Source organism: Pseudomonas sp. MF4836 (assembly GCF_002018875.1).
Classification (GTDB): Bacteria; Pseudomonadota; Gammaproteobacteria; order Pseudomonadales; family Pseudomonadaceae; genus Aquipseudomonas.
In genome coordinates, this window is record NZ_MVOL01000007.1 from 97,545 (window position 1) to 119,976 (window position 22,432).

A 22,432-nucleotide genomic window follows, 5' to 3' on the forward strand; every position below is an offset into this window, starting at 1 on the left:
CAACGCGATTCACTCAGGGTAATTCGGCGTCTGTCATGGACAGCGCAGCCTCCCGGTGCTCGGCAGCGGCTACAGCGGGATCAGCGTTCGTGCATGGCTTCGGCGCGAGACTTGATGATGGGCTTGAGCAGGTAGCTCAGGATGCTTTTCTTGCCGGTGATGATGTCAACCGACGCAACCATGCCCGGGATGATCAGCAACGGCTTTTCATCGGTGCCCAGGTGGCTGCGGTCGGTGCGCAGTTTGATGATGTAGAAGGTGTTCTTCTTATCTTCATCCTGCACGGTGTCGGCACCAATCTGCTCCAGCTTGCCCTTGAGGCCACCGTAGATGGTGTAGTCGTAGGCGGTGAACTTGATCATCGCTTCCTGGCCCGGATGCAGGAAGGCGATGTCTTGCGGGCGGATCTTGGCTTCCACCAGCAGGGTGTCGTCCAACGGCACCACTTCGGCAATATCGCTGCCGGGCTGAATCACCCCGCCCACGGTGTTGACCAGCATCTGCTTGACGATGCCACGCACCGGCGAGGACACCATGGTCCGGCTGACGCGGTCTTCCAGGCCCTTGGAGGTGGCCTGGGCCTTGCTCAGGTTGGTGCGCGCCTCATTCAACTGCGCCAGGGCTTCACTGCGGAACTTGCCGCGGGTTTCGTCGATCTTGCGCTGTACTTCATTGATCGCGGCCTGGGCACGGGGAATGGCCAGGGTGGTGCCATCGAGCATGCCGCGGGTTTCCACCTCGGACCGCTTGAGACGCAGCACTTCCACCGGCGAAATCGCGCCCTGCTGCACCAGGGGTTCGGACATGCCGATTTCCTGACGCAGCAAGTTCAAGCTGTTGCGGTATTGCTCCTGCTTGGAACCGAACTCGCGCAACTCCTGCTGACGCTGCACCAGTTGCTGCTGCAGGCCGCCGATTTCATCCGACAGTTGCTGGCGTCGGCTCTGGTACAGCGACTCTTCGTTGGACACCTGATTAGGCACGGCTTTGCGTGCAGCCTCGGTGATGTTCAGCGGGCGGTTGTCGATTTCTGCGCTGAGGCGCTCGACCCGCAGCTCCATGGCCACCCGGTCGGCTTCGGTTTCACCGACGTTGGAGGCAAAGCGCGTGTCGTCCAGGCGCACCAGGGGGGCACCGGCCTCGACGATCTGCCCTTCGTGCACGTAGATCTGGGCGACGATGCCGCCTTCCAGGTTCTGGATTTTCTGGATCCGCGACGAGGGGATGGCCTTGCCTTCGCCCTTGGTGACTTCGTCGATAATCGCAAAGTGCGCCCACAGCAGCAGGAACACGAAGAAGCCGATCACCCCCCAGATGGTCAGACGCACGATGCGTGGTGCATCGTCGATCAGGGCCTTTTCGACCTCGGGTAACGGCTGATCGTCAAGCGCGTCGCCGCCCTTGAAGTAACCGAGGATTGCATCCTTGAAGCGGCCTGGGCCTGATTTAAGCAACACTGATCTGCCCCTTTTTCAGCGCTTCCATGACGGCGGCTTTCGGGCCGTCCGCGAGTATCTGGCCACGGTCGATCACCAGCAGGCGATCCACCAGGCTCAACAGCGAGGCACGGTGGGTCACCAGAATCACCGTCTTGTTTTCGATCACGGCCTGCAGCCGCTGCTTGAGGCGCTCTTCGCCGGTGTTGTCCATGGCGCTGGTCGGCTCATCGAGCAACAGGATCGGCGGGTTGAGCAGCAGCGCACGGGCCAGGGCCACGTTCTGCCGCTGGCCACCGGAAAGGTTCTGTCCGCGTTCACCGACCTGCAGTTCATAACCCTGCGGATGCAACCGGGCGAACTCATGGACGCCGGCCAGCTCTGCGGCCTGCAGGACCATTTCGTCATCCACGTAACGCGCACCCGACACCAGGTTGTCGCGCAGGGTACCGGCCAGCAGCTGGATGTCCTGGGCCACATAGCCAATGTTATGACGCAGCTCGCTGACATCGATCTGGCGGATGTCTACGCCGTCCACCAGCAACGAACCCGAGTCCGGCTGGTACAGGCCGACCAGCAACTTGGCCAGCGAGCTCTTGCCCGAACCACTGCGGCCGATGATGCCGATCTTTTCCCCCGGCCGAACGTTGAGGTTGACCCCACGCAGGGCCAGGGTCTGCTGGTTCGGGTAGGTGAAATCGACCGCGCGGAACTCCATCGCACCTTGCAGCACCTGGCGGCTGAGGGGGCGCTCGTCGAAGTTGCGCTCTTGCGGCAACTCCATCATCTGGTCGACCGAGACCATGGTCACTTTGGCTTGCTGGTAACGGGTCAACAGGCCCGACAGCTGGGCCAGCGGCCCCAGGGCGCGACCGCTGAGCATGTAGCAGGCCACCAGGCCGCCCATGCTGAGGGTGCCGTCAATAATCTGGTACACGCCGAAGATGATCATCGCCACGCCGGCCAGCTGCTGAATCAGCAGGGTGATGTTCATAGCCAGGCCCGACAGAACTTTGACTCGCAGCTCCAGGCGACTGAGGGTGCCAATGGTCTGTTCCCACTGGTACTGGCGCTCGCTCTCGGCGTTGTTGACCTTTACCGCATCCAGCCCGGCGAGGGTTTCAATCAGGCTCGACTGCCGCTCGGCGCCCAGGGCCATGGTCCGCTCCAGGGTCGCGGTCAACGGCTTTTGCAGCAGGTGACCAATACCCAGGGCCAGCGGGAAGGCGACGATCGGGATCCACACCAGGTGGCCACCGAGCAGCGCGATCACCAGCAGGATAATCAGGGTAAAGGGCAAGTCGATCAGGCTGGCCAGGGTCAGCGAGGTCAGGAAGTCGCGCATCCCCTGGAACTCATGGATGTTCTGCGCGAAGCTGCCGACCCGCGCCGGACGCACTTTCATGGCCATGCCGACGATGCGCTCGAACAGCGTCGCCGAAATGATCAGGTCGGTCTTTTTACCGGCCAGGTCCAGGCACAGGCTGCGCAGGCCCTTGAGCAGCAGGTCGAACAGGTAGGCACCGCAGATACCAATGGCCAGCACCCACAGGGTGGCAGTGGCCTGGTTCGGCACCACGCGGTCATACACGTTCATCACGAACAGTGGCGCCGCCAGGGCAATCAGGTTGATCACCAGGCTCGCCGCGATGGCGTCGGCATACAGCCAACGCGAGCGCTTGAGGGTTTCACGAAACCAGGAATGGGCACGCGGGATCAGCGTGCCGTTGGTAACGTCAAATTTATGTTGCGGTTGGGCGAAGAAAACCCGACCGCTGTAATCTTGACTCAGCAATTCGCGGTCAACCCGCACTTCGCCGCCGTCGCTTTCACTGAGCAGCAGACGCGCGGTGTCGCCTTCCCAGCCGAGCAATACCGCACACCGCCCTTCCTTAAGCAGGAGCATGGCTGGCAGCGCTATGGAAGGGATCTGCTCCAGCTTGCGCTGCAGCAGGCGCCCCTGCAGGCCGGCCCGAGCCGCGGCGCGGGGCAGCAACTCGGCGCCCAGGCGCTGGGCGGCCAAGGGCAAGCCGGTGGTGAGCATCGCCCGACTGGCGGGCTTGTGATGCAGCGAACAGAGTGTCAACAAGCCGTCGAGCAATGGATCATCATGCTGACTGCGCGGGTCATGGGTAAGTTGCACCGAACCTATTTCAGAATCCAAGCTGACACTCTCTTAACGCTTAAGCAGGTGAATGGCCCAACTCCGTCAAGAATCAGTCCATCCGCGGCAGGTTTACCATCGGTTTAATATCATTCTGCACAACTGATGCCATCGGTGCGACTACGCCCTGACTTTTCAGCAACTGACCCATGTCGGCTTTGATCCGATATTGGGTGTAGAGCTGCAGGTTGCGGATCTGCACCAGGCGCTGCTGAGCGCTGAACAGCTCGTTTTCGCTGTCGAGCAGGTCGAGCAGGGTCCGCTCGCCGAGGCTGAACTGCTGCTGGTACGAGGTGCGCACCTTGGTGCTGCGGTCCACGTATTGCTGAGCGATCGGCACCTGGGCGGTGGCGTTGTTGTAGGCGTTCCAGGCCAGGCCCAGCTCCTGGGTCAGCTCACGCAGGGCGTTGTTGCGGATGTCCAGGGCCTGGGTGGCCTGGGACGCCTTGGATTGCAGATCGGCCTTGTTGCTGCCGCCCGAGTACAGGTTGAACTGCATGCGCAGCATGGCGGAGTAGCTGTTGTCGTGCCCTTCTTCACCGCCAAGGTTGTTGTTGGCAGAACGCGCCAGCTCGGCGTCGAAACGTGGGTAGAAGGTCGACTTGGCGGCTTCGTACTGTTTCTCGGCAGCGGCGATATCGGACTCGGCGGAGCGCAGGACCGGGCTGTCCTCGATCATCTGGCGCCGTGCTTCTTCGAGGCTGGCGGGCATCAGGGCAACAAAACCCTGGGGGGCCACCAGCTCGTCGGGCATCTGGCCCACGGCGCTCAAGTAGTTGGTTTGCGCATCCGCCAAGTTGGTCTGTTCAGTCAGCAAGTTATTACGCGCCTGAGCCAGACGGGCTTCTGCCTGGTCCATGTCTGCCATTCTGCCGACGCCGCGACTAGTGCGCAGTTGGATCTGATCAAAGATGCGTTCGTGGCTCTTCAAGTTGTCTTCTGCCAACTGCACCATCTCGCGACGGGACAGGACATCCAGATAAACCTGGGCAACAGTCAGCGCGGTGCGCTCGGAAGTATTGAGCAACGAATAACCACGGGAGTTGGCGGTGGCTTGTTGGCGCCCTACTTCGCTTTGCGTGGCAAAACCGTCAAACAGATTTTGTTGCAGGCGAATAGTCGATTCGCCGCGATTCAAGGACTTCCATTCATGGCTGTTGCTTTCGGCACGAGTCGAGGTGTTGTCCGAGCGTTCGCGACCGTAGCCGCCCAGTACGTCGACTTTAGGCAGGTATCCGCCCTTGGCGGCACGCAGCTGGTAATCGGCGGCAATACGCGCATTGATGCCTGCCTGGATCTCCGGGTGAACATCCAGTGCTTTTTGCATGGCCTCTGGCAGGGTTTGTGCTTGGACGAAACTTGCGGCTAGAGCGAAAGGAAGAGCCTTGAATAAGTGCAAACGCATTCTGATTATTTCCCGGAAATTTTTGCTTAAAAATGCAGCAAACATTGACCTACTGCATTGGAATGGCAATCGAAATGACCGTTTGTCGTGGGAACTGGAGGACACAAACAGAAAGTCGCGATGCCGCTTAAATATCAATGTGACATTACCGAACAGATTGTTTAGGATGACGCCAAATAGGTCAATACCTTGACGGAAAAGTAATTTAGTCAACATCTCAACAAATTATTGACGCCAATATTAATTCTTAGAATCAAACGTACTCCAGCAATTGAATCGGCACTAACGAAAAAAGCCGGTCGGCATGATGGATACCCACACGGTAATACACGGAGAGTCCTTTAATGAGCAGCGTTGCCGTCGTCAAAAGCATTGTCGGTCAAGTATTCGCAGTGTCCCCAGAAGGGATTCGCCGTCTGCTGGTAGAAGGGGATCGTCTGTTTGCCGGGGAACAAGTCCAGACCGGACCTGAAGGCGCCGTGTCGCTGGAGCTGGCCGATGGCCGCGTTCTCGATCTGGGTCGCGACAGTCAGTGGAGCGCGAACGCTCCTGACTCCACGACCAACCTGAGTGAAGCCACCGCCCAGGCCGCCCCTTCGGTCGCCGAACTGCAGCAAGCCATCGCTGCCGGTGCCGACCCGACCCAAGACCTCGAAGCCACCGCTGCCGGCCCAACCGCCGCAGGTGGAGACGGTGCCGCCGGCGGCGGCCACAGCTTTATCCTGCTCGAAGCCACCGCAGGCGAAGTCGACCCTACCATCGGCTACCCGACCACCGGCCTGAACGCCGCGGCGGCCATCGGCAACGATTTCACTGTCGGCAACATCGACAATAACGGCAGCACCCCGCGCGACGTCACCATTACCCTGACCGCCACGCCGACCATTACTGAAGCCGGCGGGGTCATCTCCTACACCGTATTCATCACCCAGGCGCCCACCAGCGACCTGACCGTGACGCTGTCCAACGGCCTGTCCGTGGTAATCGCAGCCGGCCAGACCGCTGGCGTGCTGAACGTGACCTATGCCAGCAACGACACGCCTTATCTGGATGCTTCGACGGTCTCGGCCACCATTGCCGGCACCTCCGGCGGCGGCAACCTGATCATCACCACCGATCCGGCTCCGGCCGTGACCCAGATCACCGACACCATCGACACCACCACCGTGTCGTTGAGCGCGAATGCGTCGGTCGATGAAGGCGACAAAATCACTTACACCGCCACCGTGACCAACGCGGCGCAGACTGACGTCACCATCACCCTGTCGAACAACACCACCATCACCATCAAAGCCGGTGATACCACCGGCACCGTCAGCGTCGATACGCCCGCCAACCTGGCCGACGGCAAAGACCTGCACCTCAGCACCACCATTACCGGCGCCACCGGCGGCAACTACGAAGACCTGGCCATCAACCCCAAGGCGGCCGAAACCACCGTGGTCGCCGTCGACGACCCGAGCGTGCTGGTTGCCGACCGCCAGACCATTGCCGAGGACGGAATTGCCTATGGCAACGTCCTGACCAACGACAGCGACATCGACAACACCTTGAGCGTGGCCACCTTCAACGTGGGCAGTGCCACCTATAACGCGGGCCAGATCGCCACCATCGCGGGCGTCGGCAGCATCAGCATCGCCGCCAATGGCGACTACACCTTCACCCCGGTCAAAGACTACAACGGTGATGTGCCGCAAATCGGCTACACCACCAACACCGGTTCGAGCAGCACCCTGGACCTGACCGTCACCCCGGTCAACGACGCGCCAATCGCCATCGCCACCAGCGCCACCGGCGATGAAGACCAGGCCACCGGCATCGAGGTCCATCTGTCGGCCACTGATGTCGACGGCATCGGCAACGTCGCCTCGTTCAATGTCACTGCGCCCAACAACGGTACGTTCTACACCGACGCGGCGATGACCCAGGTCTTCACCGGCAGCATCGCCGCCAACAACGGCGCCGCGACCCTGTACTTCAAGCCGGATAGCAACTTCAACGGCCAGGTGAACTTCACTTACACCGCCACCGACAGCGGCAATGCTGACGGCAGCGGCGTGCTGACCTCCCCTGCGGTCGGCGGCGTGATTACCGTGAATGCGGTCAACGACGCGCCAGTCGCCATCGCCACCAGCGCCACCGGTGCCGAAGACCAGGTGGGCGGCATTGAAGTCCATCTGTCGGCCACCGATATCGACGGCATCGACAACGTCGCGTCGTTCAACGTCAGCGCACCGAACAACGGCACCTTCTACACCGACGCGGCGATGACCCAGGTCTTCACCGGTAGCGTTGCGGCCAATAATGGCGCGGCGACTCTGTACTTCAAACCGGACGCCAACTTCAACGGCCAGGTGAATTTCACCTACACCGCCACCGACAGCGGCAACGCTGACGGCAGCGGCGTACTGACCTCGCCTGCCGTCGGCGGCGTGATCACCGTGACCCCGGTGAATGATGCTCCAGTAGCCATTGCTACCAATGCCACTGGCGCTGAAGATCAAGTAGGCGGTATCGAAGTCCACCTTAATGCCACCGATGTCGATGGCCTGGCCAACGTTGCTTCGTTCAACGTCAGCGCGCCAACCCATGGCACCTTCTACACCGACGCCGCAATGACTCAAGCCTTCACAGGCAGCATTGCAGCCAACAACGGCACGGCGACCCTGTACTTCAAGCCGGATGCCAACTTCAACGGCCAGGTGAACTTCACCTACACCGCCACCGACAGCGGCAACGCTGATGGCAGCGGCGTGCTGACCTCGCCAGCCGTCGACGGCACCATCACCGTGACCCCGGTGAACGACGCGCCCGTCGCTATCGCTACCAGTGCCAGCGGTGCTGAAGATCAAGTGGGCGGCATTGAAGTCCACCTCAATGCCACCGATATCGATGGCATCGACAACGTTGCCTCGTTCAATGTCACCGCGCCGAACAACGGTACGTTCTACACCGACGCGGCGATGACTCAGGCCTTTACTGGCAGCATTGCCGCCAACAACGGCACGGCGACCCTGTACTTCAAGCCGGACGCCAACTTCAATGGCCAGGTGAACTTCACTTACACCGCCACTGACAGTGGCAATGCTGACGGCAGCGGCGTACTGACTTCGCCTGCGGTTGGCGGCGTGATCACCGTGACCCCGGTCAACGACGCTCCAGTAGCGACTGCCACCAGCGCCACCGGCGATGAAGACCAGACTACCGGTATCGAAGTCCATCTCTCGGCCACTGACGTCGACGGCATCGACAACGTTGCCTCGTTCAACGTCACCACGCCGAACAACGGTACGTTCTACACCGACGCGGCGATGACCCAAGTCTTCACCGGCAGCATCGCCGCCAACAACGGCTCGGCGACCCTGTACTTCAAGCCGGACGCCAACTTCAACGGCCAGGTGAACTTCACCTACACCGCCACTGACAGCGGCAATGCCGATGGCAGCGGTGTGCTGACCTCACCGGCGGTAGACGGTGTGATCACCGTGAATGCGGTCAACGACGCGCCAGTCGCCATCGCCACCAGCGCCACCGGTGCCGAAGACCAGGTGGGCGGTATTGAAGTCCATCTGTCGGCCACCGATATCGACGGCATCGACAACGTTGCCTCGTTCAATGTCACCGCACCGAACAACGGTACCTTCTACACCGATGCGGCGATGACTCAGGCCTTTACCGGCAGCATTGCCGCCAACAACGGCACGGCGACCCTGTACTTCAAGCCGGACACCAACTTCAACGGCCAAGTGAACTTCACCTACACCGCCACCGACAGCGGCAATGCCGATGGCAGCGGTGTACTGACTTCGCCTGCCGTGGGCGGCGTGATCACCGTCACTCCGGTCAACGACGCTCCAGTGGCCATTGCTACCAGCGCCACCGGTGCTGAGGATCAAGTAGGCGGCATCGAAGTCCACCTCAACGCCACCGATGTCGACGGCATCGACAACGTCGCGTCGTTCAATGTCACCACACCGAACAACGGTACGTTCTACACCGACGCCGCAATGACTCAGGCCTTTACCGGCAGCATTGCAGCGAACAATGGCTCGGCAACCCTGTACTTCAAGCCGGACACCAACTTCAACGGCCAGGTGAACTTCACCTACACCGCCACCGACAGCGGCAACGCTGATGGCAGCGGCGTGCTGACTTCGCCTGCCGTGGGCGGCGTAATCACCGTCACTCCGGTGAACGACGCTCCGGTGGCCATCGCCACCAGCGCCACCGGTGCTGAAGATCAAGTAGGTGGCATCGAAGTCCACCTCAACGCCACCGATGTCGATGGCATCGACAACGTTGCCTCGTTCAATGTCACCGCGCCCAACAACGGCACGTTCTACACCGATGCGGCGATGACTCAGGCCTTTACCGGCAGCATCGCGGCGAACAACGGTTCGGCGACTCTGTACTTCAAGCCGGATGCCAACTTCAACGGCCAGGTGAACTTCACCTACACCGCTACTGACAGCGGCAATGCCGATGGCAGCGGCGTGTTGACCTCGCCTGCCGTGGGCGGCGTGATCACCGTCACTCCAGTGAACGACGCTCCAGTGGCCATTGCTACCAGCGCCAGCGGTGCTGAAGACCAAGTGGGCGGGATTGAAGTCCACCTCAATGCCACCGATGTCGACGGTATTACCAACGTCGCCTCGTTCAATGTCAGCACGCCAAACAACGGTACGTTCTACACCGACGCGGCGATGACCCAGGCCTTTACCGGCAGCATCGCAGCCAACAACGGTGCAGCGACTCTGTACTTCAAGCCGGACACCAACTTCAACGGCCAAGTGAACTTCACTTACACCGCTACCGACAGCGGCAACGCTGATGGCAGCGGCGTACTGACCTCGCCTGCCGTGGGCGGCGTAATCACCGTCACGCCAGTGAACGACGCTCCAGTGGCCATCGCCACCAGCGCGAGCGGTGAGGAAGATCAAACCAGCGGCATCGAAGTCCACCTCAATGCCACCGATGTCGATGGCATCGACAACGTCGCCTCGTTCAACGTCAGCGCGCCGAACAACGGTACGTTCTACACCGACGCCGCAATGACTCAGGCCTTCACCGGCAGCATCGCAGCCAACAACGGCACGGCGACCCTGTACTTCAAGCCTGACGCCAACTTCAACGGCCAGGTGAACTTCACCTACACCGCCACCGACAGCGGCAATGCCGATGGCAGCGGCGTACTGACCTCCCCTGCGGTCGGCGGCGTGATCACCATAACCGCGGTGAACGACGCGCCTAAAGTGGAGTTCAGCAGCACCACTTTCACCGAGCAGAAAGACCCGGTGGCCCTGGTCGAAAACCTGACCATCAATGACGTCGACAACACCACCTTCAGCAAAGTCGTGGTCACGGTCGATCATCTGGCGGTGGGCGACCTGCTGAGCAATGCCGACGCCCTCAAGGCGCTGGCGGTTGCCGGGATCACCATCACCCAAAGCGGCAGCGCCGCCGACGGCAAAATCGTCTACACCCTCACCAGCGATGCGAAAACCGGCAGCAGCGCCGCCGACTTCATCAAGCTGGTTGAAGCCATCACGTTCCAGAGCCCGGGCAACAACCCGGTGGGCACCGATCGTGGCGTGACCATCGAAGTGACCGACAACGGCGGCAGCAATCCGGCCGTTGAAAAACCGGAAACCGGCACCGCCACCGGCAAGGTCACCATCGACCTGGTCAACGATGCCCCGACGGCGTCGGCTGCGGCCACCACCACCGACGAAGACCATGCGGCCACCATCGTATTGAGCGGCAGCGATGTGGACGGCACCGTCGCCAAGTTCGTCATCACCGCCCTGCCGGAGAACGGCAAGCTGTACAGCGACGCGACCCTGACCACCGAGCTCAAAGTGGGCGATTCGGTGCCGGCTGGCGCCGACGGCAAGGCCGCGGTGTACTTCGACCCGACTGGCGACTGGAGTGGCAGCACCCATCTGACTTTCACTGCCGTGGACAATGACGGCAAACCGAGCCCAGTGACCACCGCCGACATCACTGTCAACCCGGTTACCGACACCCCGCACCTGGGCCTGATCGGCGGCGGCAGCGTAACCTCGATCAACTTCGACAGCGCCAACCTCAACGGTTCCTGGGGCACGATTGCCGTAGGCGACGCCAACAACGCGGCCGGCAATGGCGGCCCGACTACCCAGTGGCTCACCGGCAACGCCGATGGCAAGGTCGAAATCGGCCAAAGCAGCATTTACGGGGTCGAGACCCCAGGCAACAGCAAGGTCATCGAACTGGAGAAAGACGCCGGCGACGATGCCAGCCTGTACACCATCATCAAGGCCGAAGCAGGCACGGCTTACAGCATCTCGGTTGATTACTCGCCGCGTGCCGGCGCTGAAAACAACTCGGTGATCGACGTGTTCTGGGGCGGCGTCAAAGTCGGCACCCTGGACACCACCACCGTCGGCATGAAGACCTACACCTTCGTGGTACCGGTCACCACCGACGGTGATGCCAAGCTCGAGTTCAAGGCTCCGGCCGGCGACACCAACAACTCGCTGGGCGGCGTGATGGACAACATCAACGTCACCCAGGTGCTGAACGTGGGTCTGGAAGACCATGCGATCAAGCTGTCGACCATCGACGCCTATGCCACCGACAAGGACGGCTCCGAGTCGCTCAAGCTGGAAATCAGCGGCGTACCGGTGAACTCGACCATCACCGATGGCGTCCACACCTTTACCGCGACGGCGGGCAATCAAAGCGTCGACATCAGCACCTGGAACAAGACGACCCTGGTCTACAACCCGGCGCCGAACGCCAATGGCGTGGTCAACCTCACCGTTACCGCCACGGCGCAGGACGGCACAGCCGATCCGAAGTCCGAGTCGATCAACCTGCCAATCAACGTGATTGCGGTCAATGACGCGCCGGTGGCCATCGCCACCACCGCTGCAGGGACCGAAGACCAGCCAACGGGCATCGAAGTCCATCTGTCCGCCACCGATGTCGATGGCATTGCCAACGTTGCTTCGTTCAACGTCAGCACGCCGAACAACGGCACCTTCTACACCGACGCGGCGATGACCCAGGTCTTCACCGGCAGCGTTGCGGCCAGCAATGGCGCAGCCACCCTGTACTTCAAGCCGGACGCCAACTTCAACGGCCAGGTGAACTTCACCTACACCGCCACCGACAGCGGCAATGCCGATGGCAGCAACCCGCTGACTTCGCCTGCGGTCAACGGCAGCATTACCGTGGCAGCGGTCAACGACGCACCGGTGGCCATCGCCACTACGGCTGTGGGCCAGGAAGACCAGGTGGGCGGCATCGAAGTCCACCTCAATGCCACCGACGTCGATGGCCTTGCCAACGTTGCTTCGTTCAACGTCAGCGCGCCAAGCCATGGCACCTTCTACACCGACGCGGCGATGACCCAGGCCTTTACCGGCAGCATTGCAGCCAACAACGGTTCGGCGACTCTGTACTTCAAGCCGGACGCCAACTTCAACGGCCAGGTGAATTTCACCTACACCGCCACTGACAGCGGCAATGCCGATGGCAGCGGTGTACTGACCTCCCCTGCGGTCGGCGGCACCATCACCGTCACTCCAGTCAACGATGCGCCGGTCGCCATCGCGACCAACGCCACCGGTGCTGAAGACCAAGTGGGCGGCATTGAAGTCCACCTCAATGCCACCGATGTCGATGGCATCGCCAACGTTGCTTCGTTCAACGTCAGCGCACCGAACAACGGTACGTTCTACACCGATGCGGCGATGACCCAGGCCTTTACCGGCAGCGTCGCAGCCAATAACGGTACAGCGACTCTGTACTTCAAGCCGGACGCCAACTTCAACGGCCAGGTGAACTTCACCTACACCGCCACCGACAGCGGCAATGCCGATGGCAGTGGCGTGTTGACCTCGCCTGCCGTGGGCGGCGTGATCACCGTCACCCCGGTCAACGACGCTCCAGTCGCCATCGCCACCACTGCAAGCGGTGCTGAAGACCAGGTGGACGGCATCGAAGTCCACCTCAATGCCACCGACGTCGATGGCCTGGCCAACGTTGCTTCGTTCAACGTCAGCGCGCCAACCCATGGCACCTTCTACACCGACGCGGCGATGACTCAGGCCTTTACCGGCAGCATCGCGGCGAACAACGGTTCGGCCACCCTGTACTTCAAACCGGACGCCAACTTCAACGGCCAGGTGAACTTCACCTACACCGCCACTGACAGCGGCAACGCTGACGGCAGCGGCGTGCTGACCTCGGCTGCGGTCGGCGGCACCATCACCGTCACCCCGGTGAACGACGCTCCTGTGGCCATCGCCACCAGCGCCACCGGCGCCGAAGACCAAGTGGGTGGCATCGAGGTTCACCTCAACGCCACCGACGTCGATGGTCTGGCCAACGTTGCTTCGTTCAACGTCAGCGCACCGGCCCATGGCACCTTCTACACCGACGCGGCGATGACCCAGGCCTTTACTGGCAGCATCGCAGCCAACAACGGTGCAGCGACCCTGTACTTCAAGCCTGACGCCAACTTCAACGGCCAGGTGAATTTCACCTACACCGCCACCGACAGCGGCAACGCTGATGGCAGTGGCGTACTGACGTCCCCAGCGGTCGGCGGCACCATCACCGTGACCCCGGTCAACGACGCTCCAGTGGCCATCGCCACCAGCGCCACCGGTGCGGAAGATCAAGCGACCGGCATCGAAATCAAGCTGAGCGCCACCGATGTCGACGGCATCACCAACGTCGCCTCGTTCAACGTCAGCGCGCCAACCCACGGCACCTTCTACACCGACGCTGCAATGACCCAGGCCTTCACCGGCAGCATTGCCGCGAACAACGGTGCAGCGACCCTGTACTTCAAGCCTGACCTGAACTTCAACGGCCAGGTGAACTTCACCTACACCGCCACTGACAGCGGCAACGCTAACGGCAGCGGCGTGCTGACCTCGGCTGCGGTCGGCGGCACCATCACCGTCACCCCGGTCAACGATGCGCCAGTGGCCATCGCTACCAGCGCCACCGGCGCCGAAGATCAAGTGGGCGGCATCGAGGTTCACCTCAATGCCACCGACGTCGATGGCATCGCCAACGTTGCTTCGTTCAACGTCAGCGCACCGGCCCATGGCACCTTCTACACCGACGCGGCGATGACCCAGGCCTTTACTGGCAGCATCGCGGCGAACAACGGTTCGGCCACCCTGTACTTCAAGCCGGACGCCAACTTCAACGGCCAGGTGAACTTCACCTACACCGCCACCGACAGCGGCAACGCCGATGGCAGCAACCCGCTGACATCGACAGCGGTGGGCGGTGTCATCACCGTGACCCCGGTCAACGACGCGCCGACCGCAGTCGATGGCGCCATCGCCGGTAATGAAGACACCTCGATCGAGCTGAGCTGGAACACCTTTGGCGTCCAGGACATCGACTCGACAGACCCGAAAGTGGTCTTCACCAGCCTGCCAAACGGCTCCATTGAATACAAAGTCGACGGTGCCTGGGTCACGCTCACCGCAGCCGACCTGAAAACCGACACTTCAGCCGGCAAGGCCTTCAGCCAGGCCGACTTCGACAGTCACAACGTGCGCTACACCCCCGCAGCCAACGAGTCGGGCGATAACAGCTTCGGCACCAGCGGCGTCGGCAACAAACAGGGTGACTACACCGAACTGAAGTTCCAGGCCACCGACGGCAGCGCCTACAGCGACACCAAGACCATCACCGTGGATATCCACCCGGTGACCGACGTGCCGGTGGTGACCATCGGCCAATATGGCAATGTACCGACCGGCCTGATCATTCAGACCTGGAACGGCCAGAACCTGCCTGATGCACTGGGCCGGGACGGCAGTGGCGTCGCTCAATCCAGCGACCTGATCCGGGTCATCAACGCCAAGACCGCTGACAGCGCCACCTCCACTGGCGTAATCAGCAACGTAAGCAATGGCGATGTGTCCCAGTTCACCGCGACCAAGGTCTCCGGCCTGATTTACCTGGAAGCCGGCAAGAGCTACAGCTTCACCGGCACTGCCGATGACAGCCTGGCGGTCACCGTGGGCGGCAAACTGGTCTCCACCGAGACCTGGAGCCACGGCGCCGGGATCAACGCGACCCCGTTCGTTCCGTCCGAGTCGGGCTACTACACCCTCGACATCTACCACTACAACCAGAACGGTCCGGGCAACTACAACGTCAACGTCTCGATCGACAACGGTCCTTCGATGGCCCTGGGCAGCAGCGGCGTGCAGACCTACACCAGCCTCGAGGCGCTGAAAGACGCCGGCGCGGTGTTCAACGACGCCCACGTGGTCAATGGCGAAGGCTATTACACCGGCTACGTGTACAACCACGGCCTGGAAGACAGCAGCATCAAGGTCAGCCCGATCACCACCACCTTCGTCGACAACGATGGCTCGGAATCCCACAAGGTGGAAATCAGCGGCCTGCCAAAAGGCACCGTGATCACCGACGGCACCACCGGCCACAGCTACACCTCGACCGGTGCAACCACCCAGTACGATGTCAGCAACTGGAACCTGGGCACCCTGACCGTGACCCCGGCCAAGGACGCCACCGCCAGCTTCGACCTGACCGTGACCGCCACGGCCAAAGAGCTGAGCACCCAGGTTGAAGAAGTCACCACCGGCAAAGTGAGCATCGTGGTCACGGCGGTCAACGACGCGCCTGTAGCGATCGCGACCACCGCGACCGGTGCCGAAGACACGACCGTGGGCATTGCAGTCAAGCTCTCCGCTACCGACGTGGATGGCCTGAGCAACGTCAAGTCGTTCACCGTGGGCACGCCAAGCAACGGCACCTTCTTCACCGACGCCGCGATGACCAAGCCCTTTACCGGCATCATCAACGCCAGCAACGGTGAGGCGACGCTGTACTTCAAGCCGAACCTGAACTTCAACGGCACCGCCAACTTCACCTACACCGCTACCGACAGCGGCAACGCCGACGGCAGCAACCCGCTGACCTCGGCACCGGTCGGCGGCAGCATCACCGTGACCCCGGTCAACGATGCCCCTGTGGCCATCGCCACCACCGCGACCGGCGCGGAAGATCCGACTTCGGGTATCCCGGTCAAGTTGAGCGCAACCGATGTCGACGGCCTGGCCAACGTCAAGTCGTTCACCGTGGGCACGCCAAGCAACGGTACGTTCTTCACCGACGCCGCGATGACCAAGCCGTTCACCGGCACCATCAACGCCACCAATGGCGAGGCGACGCTGTACTTCAAGCCGAACCTGAACTTCAACGGCACCGCCAACTTCACCTACACCGCCACCGACAGCGGCAACGCGGACGGCAGCAACCCACTGACCTCGCCAGCGGTTGGCGGCAGCATCACCGTGACCCCGGTCAACGATGCGCCAGTGGCCATTGCCACCACGGCGACCGGTGCCGAAGACCCGACCTCGGGTATTCCAGTCAAGTTGAGCGCGACCGATGTCGATGGCCTGGCCAACGTCAAGTCGTTCACCGTCGGCACGCCTACCAACGGCACGTTCTTCACCGATGCGGCGATGACCAAACCGTTTACCGGTAGCATCAACGCGACCAATGGCGAGGCCACGCTGTACTTCAAGCCGAACCTGAACTTCAACGGTACTGCCAGCTTCACCTACACCGCCACCGACAGCGGCAATGCCGACGGCACCAACCCACTGACCTCGGCAGCGGTTGGCGGCAGCATCACCGTGACTCCGGTCAACGATGCGCCGGTGGCTATCGCGACCACCGCAACGGGTGCTGAAGACCCGGCTTCGGGTATCGAAGTCAAGTTGAGCGCCACGGATGTGGATGGCCTGGCCAACGTCAAGTCGTTCACGGTCGGTACGCCAAGCAATGGCACCTTCTTCACCGACGCGGCGATGACCAAACCGTTCACCGGCACCATCAACGCCACCAACGGTGAGGCGACGCTGTACTTCAAGCCGAACCTGAATTTCAACGGTACTGCCAGCTTCACTTACACCGCGACCGACAGCGGCAACGCGGACGGCAGCAACCCACTGACTTCGCCTGCGGTCGGCGGCACCATCACCGTGACCCCGGTCAATGATGCGCCAGTGGCCAATGCGACCACGGCGACCGGTGCCGAAGACCCGACGTCGGGCATTGCCGTCAAGCTGAGCGCGACCGATGTCGATGGCCTGGCTAACGTCAAGTCGTTCACCGTCAGCACGCCTACCAATGGCACCTTCTTCACCGATGCGGCGATGACCAAGCCGTTCACTGGCAGCATCGATGCCAGCAACGGTTCGGCGACCCTGTTCTTCAAGCCAAACTTGAACTTCAACGGCACCGCCAACTTCACCTACACCGCTACCGACAGCGGCAACGCCGACGGCAGCAACCCACTGACCTCGGCACCGGTCGGCGGCAGCATCACCGTGACCCCGGTCAACGACGCACCTGTGGCCATCGCCACCACCGCGACCGGCGCTGAAGATCCGTCTTCGGGTATCGAAGTCAAGTTGAGCGCCACCGATGTGGACGGTCTGGCTAACGTCAAATCCTTCACCGTCAGCACGCCTACCAACGGTACCTTCTTCACCGACGCGGCGATGACCCAGGCGTTTACCGGCAGCATCAACGCCAGCAACGGCGAGGCCACGCTGTACTTCAAGCCGAATCTGAATTTCAACGGCACGGCGAGCTTCACCTACACCGCGACCGACAGCGGCAACGCTGACGGCAGCGGCGTACTGACCTCGCCTGCGGTCGGCGGCACCATCACCGTGACCCCGGTCAATGATGCACCGGTGGCCATCGCCACCACCGCAACCGGTGCCGAAGACCCGACCTCGGGCATCGCCGTCAAGTTGAGCGCCACCGACGTCGATGGTTTGGCCAACGTCAAATCCTTCGCGGTCAGCACGCCTACCAACGGTACGTTCTTCACCGATGCCGCGATGACCAAGGCCTTCACCGGCACTATCAACGCGACCAACGGCGAGGCCACGCTGTACTTCAAGCCGAACCTGAACTTCAACGGCACCGCCAACTTCACCTACACCGCCACCGACAGCGGCAACGCTGATGGCAGCGGCGTACTGACCTCGCCTGCGGTCGGCGGCACCATCACCGTGACCCCGGTCAACGATGCGCCAGTGGCCATTGCGACCACGGCGACCGGTACTGAAGATCCGTCTTCGGGTATCGAAGTCAAGTTGAGCGCCACCGATGTGGATGGCCTGGCCAACGTCAAGTCGTTCACGGTGGGCACCCCTACCAACGGTACGTTCTTCACCGACGCCGCGATGACCAAGCCATTCACTGGCTCCATCAACGCCACCAACGGCGAAGCCACGCTGTACTTCAAGCCGAACCTGAACTTCAACGGCACCGCCAACTTCACCTACACCGCCACCGACAGCGGCAACGCTGATGGCAGTGGCGTACTGACCTCGGCACCGGTTGGCGGCAGCATTACCGTGACCCCGGTCAACGATGCACCGGTGGCCATTGCCACCACCGCAACGGGTGCTGAAGATCCGAGTTCGGGTATCGAAGTCAAGTTGAGCGCGACCGATGTGGATGGTCTGGCTAACGTCAAATCCTTCACCGTCAGCACGCCTACCAACGGCACCTTCTTCACCGATGCGGCGATGACCAAGCCGTTCACTGGCAGCATCGATGCCAGCAACGGTTCGGCGACCCTGTACTTCAAGCCGAACCTGAACTTCAACGGCACGGCGAACTTCACTTACACCGCGACCGACAGCGGCAACGCTGATGGCAGTGGTGTACTGACCTCGCCTGCGGTCGGCGGCACCATCACCGTGACCCCGGTCAATGACGCACCTGTGGCTATCGCAACGACCGCGACTGGTGCCGAAGACCCGACCTCGGGTATCCCGGTCAAGTTGAGCGCCACCGATGTCGACGGCCTGGCCAACGTCAAGTCGTTCACTGTGGGTACGCCTACCAACGGTACGTTCTTCACCGACGCCGCGATGACCAAACCGTTCACCGGCAGCATTAACGCCACCAACGGCGAGGCGACGCTGTACTTCAAGCCAAACCTGAATTTCAACGGCACGGCGAACTTCACCTACACCGCGACCGACAGTGGCAATGCGGACGGCAGCAACCCGCTGACCTCCCCAGCCGTTGGCGGCAGCATCACCGTGACCCCGGTCAACGATGCGCCTGTGGCCATCGCCACCACCGCGACCGGTGCCGAAGATCCGACCTCGGGGATCGCCGTCAAGTTGAGCGCGACCGATGTGGATGGCCTGGCCAACGTCAAGTCCTTCACCGTCAGCACGCCTACCAACGGTACGTTCTTCACCGACGCCGCGATGACCAAGCCGTTCACCGGCAGCATCAACGCGACCAATGGCGAGGCCACGCTGTACTTCAAGCCGAACCTGAACTTCAACGGCACGGCGAACTTCACTTACACCGCCACCGACAGCGGCAACGCCGATGGCAGCAACCCACTGACCTCGCCAGCGGTCGGCGGTGCTATTACCGTGACCCCGGTCAACGATGCGCCTGTGGCCATTGCGACCACGGCGACCGGTGCCGAAGACCCGACCTCGGGGATCGCCGTCAAGTTGAGCGCCACCGATGTCGACGGCCTGGCCAACGTCAAGTCGTTCACCGTCAGCACCCCTACCAACGGTACGTTCTTCACCGACGCCGCGATGACCAAGCCGTTCACCGGCACCATCAACGCAACCAATGGCGAGGCGACGCTGTACTTCAAGCCGAACCTGAACTTCAACGGCACGGCGAACTTCACCTACACCGCCACCGACAGCGGCAACGCCGATGGCAGCAACCCGCTGACCTCGCCAGCCGTTGGCGGCGCCATTACCGTGACCCCGGTCAACGACGCGCCGACCCTGGACCTCAACACTGCTGACGGCGCAACCAAAACCGGCTACAACGGCGCCCTCACCGAGCGTGCGAGCGGCGGCGTGGCGATTACCGGCAGCGTCAACATCGCCGATGTCGACAACAGCCAGATGCAAAGCGCGACCATCACCCTGAAGAATGCCAGCGTGGGCGATCAGCTCACCTCGAGCCTGGTCAACGTTGGTGGCACTTACAACGGCATCACCGTGACCAAGGTCGGCACCGACACCAGCGGTAAAATCGTGCTGACCCTGTCGGGCGCGGCCGATTCGAGCAGCTACAAGACGCTGATCGAGTCGTTCCAGTTCTCCAACGGCAGCAAGTACCCAACCACCGGCGATCGCACCATCGAGATCTCGGTCAAGGATAACGCCGGTGCCGACAGCCTGAACTCGAACGTGGCCACCAGCACCATCACCGTGGCGCCACAGCCCTACGTGATTACCGAAGGCGGCGGCAGCGACGATGTCATCAACCTGAGCAGCTCCAACGTCAACAACATGGTAGTGGGCGACAAAGGCGGCATCGTCACCCCGGGCAGCAACTACAACATCGCGTTTATCGTCGACACCTCGGGCAGTATCGGCGACAAGTCCATGAACTCGATCAAGACCCAGCTCTCGACCCTGTTCGACACCTTGATCAGCAATGCCAACAAAAGCGACTCCGGCATCGTCAAGGTGCTGCTGATCGACTTCGATACCAAGGTCGAGGCCCAGGTCTCGGTCAACCTCGCCGACCAGGCTGCCGCCAAGGCTGCCCTGCAGGCGGTGCTGAACCAGATGTCGTCGAACCCGAACGACCTGACCAACTATCAGGATGCGTTCAACAGTGCGGCGGCCTGGTTCAAGAGCAGCGAAGCCACCAGCAACGCGGGCGCAAAAAACCTGACGTACTTCATTACCGATGGCGCGCCGAACATCTACAACGCGACGTATGGCGACGCGAACCTGGGCACGACCCGGTACTGGGGCGGTGGCAACAACGTCTACTTCGATGACAAGGTCAACAACTCGACCTATGCCCTGAACAAAGGCATCGTGGTCACCGCAACGATCAATGGCAGCACCCAGGTCATTGTCGATGCCGATGGCAAGGTCTACTCGTATGACTACCGCGGTACGCAGACCTTTGAGGGTTATGTGGTGGCCGGCAGCAACGGCGGCTTCGACATCGCCGGGTATGCCAGCGGCAGCAACACGGCGCTCAACCTGGCCAAGACGGCCTATAACGACCTGTCCAACGCGGTCACCGACAAAGTCGTGGTGGAAGCCATCGGCCTGGGCTCCGACATCAACAAAAGCGTGCTGCAGCAGTTCGACACCGACAAAGTCGTCACCACCATCGACACCGCCAAGCTGACCGACGCCATCACCGGCCACACCGCCGATGCCGGCGCCGACACCATCAACGGCGGCTCGGGCAACGACATTCTGTTCGGTGACCTGATCAGCTACAAAAACCTCGAGGGCGGTTCCGCACTCAAGCAATTTGCAGCTGACCAACTGTCCAAGCCGGTGGATCAGATCGACGACCGTGCCCTGCATCAGTTCATCACCGAGCACGTCGCTGACGTCGGTGCGCTGGCCAGTGCCTCGAACATCTACGGCACCAAGGACGGCGCTGACACCCTGATCGGCAATGCCGGCGACGATATCCTGTTCGGCCAGGGCGGCAACGACAAGCTCTATGGCGGCGCGGGCAACGACATCCTGGTCGGCGGCAAGGGTGATGACATCCTCTCCGGCGGCGCAGGGGCCGATACCTTCGTCTGGCTCAAAGGGGATACCGGCAACGACGTCATCACTGACTTCAAGCACTCCGAGGGCGACAAGCTGGACCTGTCCGACCTGCTGCAAGGCAATAACGACAACAACCTGTCCAGCTACCTGAAGCTGACCACCGACTCGTCGGGTACTTCAACCCTGCAAGTCAGCAGCACCGGGTCGTTCACCGCCAATGGCGGCGGCACTGCGGACGTCACGATCAAGGTCGAGGGCGCCAGCTGGGGCAGTGGCAGCAGCGCGATCAACAACCTGATCGCCGGTGGTGACCTGACCGTCAAGCACCACGACTGATCACCAGGGGTCGCCAATCTTTCGGGACTGGCGACCGGTTGGCATCAGCCTCGGGCAAATGTGTGTAATCTCTGCGGGTGCTGCGTGCAGCGCCCGCAGGGATTTTTTTATTGGGAGAACGCTGATGTTCTACGTGCAACGTGATCAACAAGGCGCACTGGTGCGCGTCGAGGCGGTGGCCTATGCCGAAGCCACCGAGACGCTGCCGGCTGACCACCATGAGATCCAGTCGTGGTTTGCCAATGACGTGATCGAGACCAGCCTCAAGCAGCTCAAGCATAGTGACCTTGAGATGATCCGGGTACTTGATGACTTGATCCAGGTGCTGACCAGCAAAGGCGTGATCCGCGTCACTGACCTGCCGCCAGCGGCCCAGGCCAAGTTGATGGATCGGACCCAGGCACGGACGGCGCTGGGCGGGTTGAATCATCTGATCGACGATGACGAAACCGGTTTGATCTGATTGCCTCGCGCCTCCTTCACGGCT

5 protein-coding genes are annotated in these 22,432 nt (G+C 61.7%); 2 read left to right on the forward strand and 3 right to left on the reverse strand.

Annotated elements, in window-relative coordinates; genetic code table 11:
* Positions 1-80: 80 nt before the first annotated feature.
* Genes MF4836_RS17620 through MF4836_RS17630 form a run of 3 tightly spaced genes read right to left on the reverse strand, consistent with a single transcriptional unit; the run spans position 81 to position 5,005 of the window.
* Positions 81-1,457, reverse strand: a complete 1,377-nt coding sequence (locus MF4836_RS17620; RefSeq protein WP_078471340.1) for an HlyD family type I secretion periplasmic adaptor subunit — start codon at positions 1,455-1,457, stop codon at positions 81-83.
* Complete coding sequence (locus MF4836_RS17625; RefSeq protein WP_078471341.1) at positions 1,447-3,600, reverse strand: type I secretion system permease/ATPase; 2,154 nt, start codon at positions 3,598-3,600, stop codon at positions 1,447-1,449. The genes MF4836_RS17620 and MF4836_RS17625 overlap by 11 nt, the downstream gene beginning before the upstream one ends.
* Positions 3,601-3,652: 52 nt before the next feature.
* Positions 3,653-5,005 (reverse strand): TolC family outer membrane protein, encoded by a 1,353-nt coding sequence (locus tag MF4836_RS17630; RefSeq protein ID WP_043228256.1) that lies wholly within the window; start codon positions 5,003-5,005, stop codon positions 3,653-3,655.
* 344 nt (positions 5,006-5,349) lie between these two features.
* Between MF4836_RS17630 and MF4836_RS35380 the strand changes: the two genes are divergently transcribed.
* Together MF4836_RS35380 and MF4836_RS17640 are read left to right on the forward strand one after the other, a co-directional pair.
* Entirely contained in the window at positions 5,350-21,945 is a 16,596-nt protein-coding gene (locus MF4836_RS35380; RefSeq protein ID WP_078471342.1) for a retention module-containing protein, read from the forward strand.
* Positions 21,946-22,069: 124 nt separating this feature from the next.
* The gene (locus MF4836_RS17640; protein ID WP_078471343.1) at positions 22,070-22,408 is read left to right on the forward strand and encodes a tryptophan synthase subunit beta; all 339 of its coding nucleotides are present in this window, start codon (positions 22,070-22,072) and stop codon (positions 22,406-22,408) included.
* The last annotated feature ends 24 nt before the right edge of the window (positions 22,409-22,432 follow it).

Bases quoted from the DNA above. Each gene is read 5' to 3' on its own strand.
- MF4836_RS17630 (WP_043228256.1), bottom strand. From the start codon at position 5,005: ATGCGTTTGCACTTATTCAAGGCTCTTCCTTTCGCTCTAGCCGCAAGT.
- MF4836_RS35380 (WP_078471342.1), top strand. From the start codon at position 5,350: ATGAGCAGCGTTGCCGTCGTCAAAAGCATTGTCGGTCAAGTATTCGCA.
- MF4836_RS17640 (WP_078471343.1), top strand. From the start codon at position 22,070: ATGTTCTACGTGCAACGTGATCAACAAGGCGCACTGGTGCGCGTCGAG.